Origin of the sequence: Sediminibacterium sp. C3, from assembly GCF_000508085.1 — a bacterium.
Taxonomy (GTDB): Bacteria; Bacteroidota; Bacteroidia; order Chitinophagales; family Chitinophagaceae; genus Sediminibacterium.
In genome coordinates, this window is the sequence record NZ_KI669560.1 from 2,902,330 (window position 1) to 2,909,455 (window position 7,126).

The 7,126-nt window shown below is 34.7% G+C and carries 6 protein-coding genes; all 6 read right to left on the reverse strand.

Annotation, left to right across the window (positions count from 1 at the left end; genetic code table 11):
• Positions 1–71: 71 nt before the first annotated feature.
• The 6 genes from ltrA to F777_RS16835 all read right to left on the reverse strand — a co-directional run bounded on the left by ltrA (position 72) and on the right by F777_RS16835 (position 6,803).
• Positions 72–1,295, reverse strand: coding sequence for a group II intron reverse transcriptase/maturase (gene ltrA / locus F777_RS0113635; RefSeq protein WP_026752529.1), 1,224 nt, complete (start codon positions 1,293–1,295; stop codon positions 72–74).
• A 734-nt stretch (positions 1,296–2,029) separates the two neighbouring features.
• Positions 2,030–2,692 (reverse strand): hypothetical protein, encoded by a 663-nt coding sequence (locus F777_RS0113640; RefSeq protein ID WP_026752530.1) that lies wholly within the window; start codon positions 2,690–2,692, stop codon positions 2,030–2,032.
• A 5-nt stretch (positions 2,693–2,697) separates the two neighbouring features.
• Entirely contained in the window at positions 2,698–3,207 is a 510-nt protein-coding gene (locus F777_RS0113645) for an RNA polymerase sigma factor (RefSeq protein ID WP_026752531.1), read from the reverse strand.
• A gap of 369 nt (positions 3,208–3,576) precedes the next feature.
• On the reverse strand, positions 3,577–4,458 hold the full coding sequence (locus F777_RS0113650) for a WG repeat-containing protein (RefSeq protein WP_026752532.1): 882 nt from the start codon (positions 4,456–4,458) through the stop codon (positions 3,577–3,579).
• Positions 4,459–4,762: 304 nt separating this feature from the next.
• Positions 4,763–5,917, reverse strand: coding sequence for an IS91 family transposase (locus F777_RS0113655; RefSeq protein WP_026752533.1), 1,155 nt, complete (start codon positions 5,915–5,917; stop codon positions 4,763–4,765).
• Positions 5,904–6,803 carry a tyrosine-type recombinase/integrase gene (locus F777_RS16835; protein WP_369792004.1) on the reverse strand — a complete coding sequence of 300 codons (900 nt, stop codon included), beginning with the start codon at positions 6,801–6,803 and terminating at the stop codon, positions 5,904–5,906. Before F777_RS16835 ends, F777_RS0113655 begins: the two co-directional genes overlap by 14 nt.
• Positions 6,804–7,126 lie beyond the last annotated feature (323 nt).

Below are 7,126 nucleotides of genomic sequence, written 5' to 3' on the forward strand. Positions count from 1 at the left end.
TCACGGAACCGTGCTTGATAGTCTCCCATCACACGGCTCTTCTTGTTTATAAATCACAAGTTAATTATAACTTACGGATGTGCCACTTGCCAGTGTGGGAATAAATAAGGGTTGAGTTTGTATTGTATTTGCAACCATTTAATTGCTGCTCTTACCCCCAAACCCTTTTCCCATTTAACCCATTTTAATAGTCTCGCATTTAATTGTTTCCAGACATAGTTCATATGACCACTTGAGAACTTATGAAAGTAATTCATGATTCCCCGTATTTGTGGTGTTAAATATTGGGCTATAGTTACAAGTGGTTTTCGCCGCTTGTGTATATTCCAATCTTTAAACTTTTCCAGTAAACTAGTCCTGGATTTAGTACTTATGAAGATGCTTGGAACAATCAAAACCTTTTCTTTAAACTTTACACAATTGGGGCGTATAGTGAATCCTAAAAAGTCAAAGCCTTTGGGGTATTTCTTTTCTGAATACCCTCTCAGATTGACTATTCTTGTTTTGGTAGGGTGTAAGGTTAGTTTACACTTCTCCATTCTCTGCTTGATTTTGTTAAGCACATATATTGCTTGTTTCTCCGTCTTGCAATGAACTACTATATCGTCTGCATATCGTTCAAATGGCTTTTCTGGATGTTCCTTTGTCATCCACCCATCAAATACTACATGTAGAAAAATATTTGCTAATAACGGACTAATTACTCCACCTTGTGGTGTACCCAACACAGTTCTTGTGGCTTTGCCATCCTGCTCTATTATCCCCGCTTTTAACCATCGCTCTACATACAATTGTACCCATTTGTCTTTGCAGTAATGTGCAACCGCAGTCATTAATAGTTCATGATTAATGGTATCGAAGAAGCCTTGTATGTCGATGTCTATCACAAAATCGTGATTAAAACAATTACTGTTGGCTTTTGCAACAGCATCGTGACAGCTTCGATTTGGTCGATATCCGAATGACCCCTCATGAAAAACGGGTTCCACCTGCATTTCTAAATGTTGCTTAACAACTTGTTGTGCTATGCGGTCCATGACAGTCGGAATGCCTAAACTTCTTATTCCACCATCTTTCTTTGCAATAGCAACTTGGCGAACAGGTACTGGAAAATACGATCCTGAAGAAAGTCTGTTCCATAGCTTGTATAATAATCTATATGCATTTTTGTCTACATATTCCCATGTCATACCATCTATGCCAGCACTCCCTTGATTGGCTCTTACTCTCTTGTACGCCTGCCACACCATTAACTTGGTAATTGGTTGTGATTTTGTCTCAAAATAATCTGTCATCCCATTGCTGGTTGTAAATTGGTTTTGATAACTAAACAAGCTTAATCCTTCGCTCCACTTAGTTTCTTAAGTTTCCTCACTACTATGATTAAGTCTGCCGCCATTGCTTCGCCTCATCCAAAAGCGTTTGTTCCTCTTTCGATTTTACAAAACAACAATGACTTCACTTGTTCCATAAAACAGCCTATAATACAGTCCTGCCAACTTAACCCCGGATGCCGTGTAACCTATAATCTGGTATTCATTACACTCTATTCGTAAACACAAACGTAACTGCTTACTTTCGACATCGCTATTGCCCTTACGAGGCTTCATCATTGGTTCACTTGCGTTCAGCTCTTGTATTACGCACCTACAGAAATCATCGTTCCTGTTTTTCTTTATCGCTCACTACAAAATCGTTTCCAATTATTGCAGCATAAAGTGGTTTGAAAACTACTCCAGAAAGTCGTCTTCGGAAGACCATAATTTCTCGCTATTATCAGAGAAATTCTTCCATCTGTTTTACAGCATTTAAACATTAATCTCAATAATGTTTAATTCAAGTCACACACGTCCCAGGCTTTGCGCAGTTTGGATAATCTGTGATCCTACTGCTGGCTTGGCCACTAAAGACGCGATTAGCTAAAGCCAAATTACTACAGATGATTAGCAATACCAAAAGATGATGGGCCAAAGGAGGAAGCCCAAATTGTGCAAAGCCTAATGTTACAGGCAGGCGTACACACTTGTCCTTAGCTAACTTGTTTAAACGTTTCAAGTTCTTTGTAAAACGTAATTGCTTTTATAATAGATTTTCCGCCTGAACCCTCAATTAAAGTCTTTACCCACTTTTTATTTGCGTTCTCCATTGTCTGATTTTTGTATAGCCAATAAGCCAAGAATGTAAATGAAGCAGTCAGTAAAAATTGGAACAAAATATAACCCGAACTTACAGAATGTGGAAACCATTTGTCGCTCAAATAAAATGTTGTCCAAAAGGGGAACTGTAAAACCATAAAACGACTATGCCTTAAGATAGATAATTGTAGTTTGGTTAATTTTTGCTGTATCTCTGTAATACTTCCGTTATAATCAATATTATTTGTCCAAACCAAATGTTTAATGTAGTCGTACAAAGCTTTTACATTAATTAGAAATATAGCAGCCATTGAAATAATAAAATAATTTACCGAAGAAGAGTAATTTGAAATTGCATAGAATAAGACTATGCCTAATAAAATTAAATAGATAACCGCCGCAACAATTCCTCTTGTTTTGAATCGGATTAAAGATTGTAAGGCTGATTCAGCTTTTTGACTAATTACTTCTTTTAAAAGTTGTTTGTTAATTACCAATGACTGGTCAATTTTTTCATACTGTTCTTTCCATAAAAGAACAAAATTTGTTTCTTCCATAATATCTAAGTTGTGTTTTGTAAAAACCGTTGTTTTAAAATGTTTTTTATTCTGCTAATTTTAGTCGCCACATTGGTTTCGGAAATGCCAATGATTTCCGCCATCTCTTTATGACTCTTTTCTTCTAAGTAAAGTAACATTAATGCTTTGTCTAACTCTTTCAATTCAGAAATAAACTGATTTAAAAAAATGGTACTTTCCTCTATTTGTTTGTTATCCTTAAAATCGGCTACATTGAATAAGATTTCAGAAAATGGGTTAGTAATAGCTTTTCTTGATTTTTCCTTTCTATAAAATGAAATAGCAGTATTCAGAGCAATTCGGTAAATCCAAGTTGAATGCTTAAAACGTTCGTCATAGCTATCAAATGATTTCCATAATTTTAGAACAATCTCCTGTACAAGGTCTTTTCTATCTTCGGTGTCTATACAATATGAATTAGCCACTTTGTAAATGATGCCTTTATTAGTTTCAATGACTGAAAGAAAAAGGTCGGGCTTAAAATCTTTAGTCATTCTCTCTAATTATTACATTTACTATTTTAATTGTCGTTTATTAATTATACGCACAACAAGATAAAATATCACAGCCAGAGTGAAATATATTTCTAAAAGGTTAGTTTAGGGGATTATATATCTTAATCCTGCTTGTAGTTTATGGAAAGGTCGCCGATACGCTTGCCTGTAACGGGCAGGGCTTTATGCAGGTTGGGAATTAGAATTCCGTCTGCCGATAACCGCTGCTGATTGAAAATATAAAGTTGAATTTAAGAACTAAAGTTCAAATTTGTTTGTCCTGCCCGAACCACAGCTTGGATTTGCAATTGGTTGAAGTTTGTTGGTCATGCCCGACTTGCATAAAACCCAATGTTAGCAGACGTTTTTCTACCATTTATAAGAATAGATTTCGTCCTTTTGATTTTTCCGTTTCAATAGAACAAACTCTTTTCGTAGTTCTATTGCATCATATACTGGCTCTTTAACGATATCTCCATCAATGTTGATTAGTCCTATTTTGCCCCTGTCCCTAATAATAAAATAACGCCAGTGCTGTGAAGATTTCACTTCCTCATAGGTTATAGGCACGATGGTTTGATTGCTTGCATTGATGACACCAAACTTGTTTCCCTTCTTTACTATTTGATAAAGCTGTTCTCCCATTGAATAATGTCTTGTTGTTTCAACAAAAGCAATGTCTTTGTCTAAAATGATTGTCTCTTCTGGATTTTTGATGTTTAGGATTAGAGGTTGAGCATCCTTTACTGCGAAGATTTTGTAGCCGTCAATTGTGTAAAACCTGTAAATTGCTGGCAGTATATTTTCACCGTTGAAGTTGTAAACGCCATTTAAGTTCTTGTCATTCTTAGTTATATAAAAGCTATCATTTTCTGTTGAAGAAACACTTTTGTATTGAACAGGCAATATAGTTTTGCCGTCGCCATCAGATAAGCCAAAAACTGAACTTGGTGTCCACAGAAGAAATCGATTGTTACCCCTTGGTAGAATAAATTGATATTTAATTGGAATGATTAGTTTGTTGTTGGTGGTAAGTAAACCTTGTAAACCCTTTTTACGTACTATCAATCTACTGTTCTGGTACTCGATAAAATCATAATCAAAAGGAACAATAGTTTTATTCAAGGTATCAGTTAACCCATATTTACCATTCTTAACTTTCAATAATCTGTTTTCTTCAATTCTGTTCTGCTGGGAGAAGGTTTGTCCAGCAAGAGCGATGGTAAGTATGCTTAATAAAATAAGTTTCACTTTAAGGATTTAAAATGTCTGCTAACGTTTATGAAAGTATCCGACTAGCCCTTTAAAATTAGCCCTTTGATATTGATCATTGGGCTTGTCGGTATACTTTGTGTTGACCGACATTGTTCTATTAGGTGTAAAGTATTTCTTTTGTTTACTTTTTTACAGTGATCTGGATACTTTTTTTAAGTTGTTTTATTTTATCATAATCAATTTAGCTAATTTCTGTTGTTTTTGGTTGAGTTAACTCATAGAACTGCTTTGCCAACATATTTTTATTAGCTAAAAGGTATTATCAATAAGCATTTAAACCTTATCCATAATGTCCATGCTTATAATACGACGCTATTTGAATGAGCGTTTCTTTATGACAATTCGGACAACAATTAATTGATTTACCAACTTCCAATAGCAGTCTAGTTTGCCAACTAATTTTCACTCTTATTGGATGAGCAGGGATGTTCATCATTTTCGTAATCTCTTTAATTCTCTCCGTCCTGCCTCTATTGGCTAAATAACCATAGCTCCGTATTCTGGTAAATCTTTTTGGTAAAATATGCTGTTTAAATCTCGTAACAAAGTCACTTGCATTTACCTCCATCAATTTCTCATTACTATTATCCGCATAATCTTTGTACTTAAATTGAACGCGATTATTATCAGAATCAAATTTTACAATTCTGCTATTGGTAATAGCTGTTTTGTGAGTGTACCTACCTAAATAACTAATAACTTGTTGTGGGCCACCAAATGGTCTTTTGGCATAAACAACCCATTCTTTTTTGTAAAGCTCTTTCAGTAAAACATTTAAATCTGATTTAGGGCTTACCCTTAAATGATTATTTTCTAAAAGTACTTTTATTCCCATCAAATATTTAGCTCTAAATACTTTGGCTAATGCTTTAACTGGAAAAATAAATTGGTTACTGTTTCGAACAGCATTTCTCCAGCATTGTTTCCCTCCAGTAATATCAATACCCCCACTGCTTATAATACAGTGAACATGTGGATGAAAACTTAACTGCTGACCCCACGTGTGTAATAAACTTAAAATACCGGGCGTAGCTCCCAAGTAATTCTTGTCTTTACTAAAAGTTAATAATGTTTGAGCAGAACTATCAAAAAGTAATTTCAACAATAATTTCCTATTGCCAAGAATACAACCATTTAATTCATGTGGTAATGTGAAAACAACATGAAAATAATTGGTAGGTAGTAACTCATTCATCCTATCTTCTATCCATTGCTGCTTTTGAAAACCACCGCATTGAGGACAATGACGATTACGACAACTATGATATCGATAATGATATTTCCTACATTGACTATCAGTGCATTGGTATAAATGATACCCTAACGAAGCTGTTCTACACTGTTTTATCTGCTCAATTACATTATTTACATGTAAGTTGATTTCAGGTTTATGCCAATGCTGTAATATGTTTTGCAGCGTATTAGCATTTTTCATTGGTTGACTTTTGCATGATTACATCATATGGATTAACTATACTCTGTAACCGTTTTGTCGAGAGATGCAAATACTGAACTGTTTGATTGATACTGTTATGACCCATCAATTGTTGTATTGCTTGCAAATCAGCACCATGGTCTAGTAAATGTGTTGCAAAACTGTGCCTTATACTATGTATACTGTAATTTTTATTGGATAGTCCTGCCTTGGCTAAGGCCGTTTGCATGATATGTTGAATGGTTCTAGCTGCATATCTTTTTCCTTTGCCAGCGCCATTAAACAAATAAATTTCTGGTCTATACTCAATAAAATAATAGCGTAATTCTTCAAGCAGTAGTGGGGATAATAAAACATACCTATCTTTTTTACCCTTGCCAGATGTTATTTTAATACGCATTTGATTACTTTCAATATCGGTTATCTTAATTCTGGCAATCTCCATTAATCGTATCCCAGTACTATACATAAGAGAAAGTAACATCCTGTGCTTATTATTAATTATACTGTTTAATACGCTCCGCATTTCTTCCTGTGATAATACAGCAGGTAATTTATGCTCATGTGCAGGAAATAATACAGCTGGAGTTGAATATGGCTTGTTCAAAGCATGTTTGAAAAAGAAGGCAAAGCTTTGTGCCGCCATTTTACATTTAACCCTACTACAACCCATTGTCTTGACCAAATAAACTAAATAGTTTACAGTCATTTCATAAGTAATCTCTGATGGTCTGATGTCAGAATAATACTGAAATAAAAATCGCAACTCTTTTAGATAATTGATACGAGTTGAATCACTGTAGTGACCTAGAGCCATTAAATCTGAACACTTTTGAAGTGCATTAATGGCATACTGTGTTACTGTTTTTTTTCCATAATTTATGATTTAGTAACACAAGGTAGAAAATCTCAAAAAACTCATTGCTGAAAGCAATGTTGGTTCAACGTTGAAGCATTGATCCTGTCGGCTAAAGTTAGTTAATTGTTTACTGTAGGCTTCGCCGATAGTATCAATGCAATGTTGGGCGAAGGTCTAACAGGTCTTTGAATTTAATCCATCTAAACTGACGACCGGAGTTCGTCAGCTGAATTACTGTTCTATATCTGCTAGTACTACTAAAGCAATGACATAAAAGAATTTATGTTGTTGCTTTAGTAGATAGGTTACATTGAATAGCATTGGGTGATAAACATTTATGTTACGTAGTT

Excerpts from the sequence above, each read along its gene's own strand:
- ltrA (WP_026752529.1), bottom strand. The coding sequence starts at position 1,295 with ATGACAGATTATTTTGAGACAAAATCACAACCAATTACCAAGTTAATG.
- F777_RS0113640 (WP_026752530.1), bottom strand. The coding sequence starts at position 2,692 with ATGGAAGAAACAAATTTTGTTCTTTTATGGAAAGAACAGTATGAAAAA.
- F777_RS0113655 (WP_026752533.1), bottom strand. The coding sequence starts at position 5,917 with ATGAAAAATGCTAATACGCTGCAAAACATATTACAGCATTGGCATAAA.
- F777_RS0113645 (WP_026752531.1), bottom strand. The coding sequence starts at position 3,207 with ATGACTAAAGATTTTAAGCCCGACCTTTTTCTTTCAGTCATTGAAACT.